Source organism: Candidatus Methylomirabilota bacterium (genome assembly GCA_028870115.1).
GTDB lineage: Bacteria > Methylomirabilota > Methylomirabilia > Methylomirabilales > Methylomirabilaceae > Methylomirabilis.
Genome location: JAGWQH010000002.1, coordinates 1 through 1,682, shown reverse-complemented (window position 1 = coordinate 1,682; position 1,682 = coordinate 1). Strand labels below are relative to the sequence as shown.

Sequence of the window (1,682 nt, the reverse complement as noted above, 5' to 3'; positions counted from 1 at the left end):
CGGGAAGCCCAAGGACGGCGCACATGATTCCCTTGTTGAGGTTGGATTCCCACCAGCGCGGGACAATCAGCGGCAGGACTGCAATGGACAGAAGCAACAGGGCGAATGGAGCCACCCAGACCAGCCCAAGCTGATGGCCCAATGGCATCCCACCCTCCTCTGCGGCCGCGGCGGAACCCTGCAGGGCCAAGAGTGCCAGTGTCGTCAATACCGGTATCTTGCGTTGCGTTTCACCATACCAGATTTGATGTGAAAGTCAAAACGCTTCTGGAGTGTGTGGTTGACGGCCCTCTTTTATTTCCGCTCTCAGTACGGTCCACGAGGTTGTTGTGTTATGCTGAGCTTATCGAGGGGTCGAACAGGAGACGGGGGCTTATCGGGCAGACTCCTCAATAAAATAAGGGAATGCAGAGATTTGTCGCTTTACATGGCTCCGCATCAGGATGGCAAAATCGATGAACGGAATCTTCAGAGTCGCTCACCTCTCTGATCTTCATCTCTCTTCGCTGGTTGACGTCAAGATCCGCGATCTTCTGAACAAGCGCGCGCTCGGTTATCTGTCCTGGTGGCTCCGGCGTCGTCGCGAGAACGCTCCTGAGGTCTTAGCTGCCCTGCTTCACGATCTGAAAGGGCTGACGCTGGACCATGTCGTGATTACGGGTGATCTGACCCATATTGGCCTCCCCGATGAATTTCGACAAGCCCGACAATGGCTGGAGACTCTTGGTTTACCGACCGACGTGACCGTTGTTCCGGGTAACCACGATGCATACGTCCGCACCCCGTGGGCAGACACCTTCGCCCTGTGGACGCCCTATATGGCCTCCGATCCGGGACTGCAGGTCGAAGGACAGCAGATCTCGGATCGTTCATTCTTTCCCAGTGTACGTGTACGCGGGCATACCGCTCTGATTGGAGTGACCTCCGCACACCCGTCCGCACCCTTTTTCGCCACCGGAAGCCTGGGCGCCGCACAGATAAACAGACTCGGCGACATCCTCGATCTCACCCGCCAACGGGGCCTGTTCAGAATCCTCCTCATCCACCATCCTCCTACGGCGGCCATGGTCGGGTGGCGGAAACGACTCACCGACGGGGCCACGTTGAGGGCCCTTCTTGCTCGGCACGGCGTGGAGATGATTTTGCACGGACACACCCACCGTTCTTCCGTGGTGTACCTTCCTGACGTGGGAGGTACGATCCCCATTATGGGTGTCCCTTCTGCCTCCGCTCGCGGTTCGGAGCCGGAGCAGCATGCGGGGTATCATATCTACGAGGTGCGTCCGTCGTCTCACGGATGGGAGGTCCGAACGTCGGTGCGCGGTTACTCCCCCGGGAACCGCTGTTTTGTTGCCAGGAATCAACGGGTGATAACGGTGCCCGGCTCGGTGACGGGCTCACTGTACACTCCAGTCCACCCACACAGTCACCCCGCTCAACACGGCCAGCGAGCCTAATATAGTCAGTGCCGCGTTCAGATGGCTGAAGGCTTCGCCCCGCCCTGAAAGTCTTTGAGGTTTTTTGGACGGCAACGAACATTTCCGCAAGGACACCCTTCGGCATCATCGAGGTTCCGGCACATCCGGGAGGTGACGTTGTCGATCCGCTACCATCCGGTGCGGCGATCCAGGGTCCGGTATTGGATCGCCGCAGCCAGATGATCGGTTCGGATCGTCTCGTGG

The 1,682-nt window shown here is 58.6% G+C and carries 2 protein-coding genes; one reads left to right on the top strand and one right to left on the bottom strand.

Going from position 1 to position 1,682, the window contains the following annotated elements; translation table 11 throughout:
* The coding region (locus tag KGL31_00050; GenBank protein ID MDE2320307.1) for a sodium:proton antiporter at positions 1 to 142 on the bottom strand (142 nt) is incomplete at its 3' end.
* A 313-nt stretch (positions 143 to 455) separates the two neighbouring features.
* Here KGL31_00050 and KGL31_00045 point away from each other — a divergent pair.
* Positions 456 to 1,457 carry a metallophosphoesterase gene (locus tag KGL31_00045; GenBank protein ID MDE2320306.1) on the top strand — a complete coding sequence of 334 codons (1,002 nt, stop codon included), beginning with the start codon at positions 456 to 458 and terminating at the stop codon, positions 1,455 to 1,457.
* Positions 1,458 to 1,682 lie beyond the last annotated feature (225 nt).

Bases quoted from the DNA above. Each gene is read 5' to 3' on its own strand.
- KGL31_00045 (MDE2320306.1), top strand. From the start codon at position 456: ATGAACGGAATCTTCAGAGTCGCTCACCTCTCTGATCTTCATCTCTCT.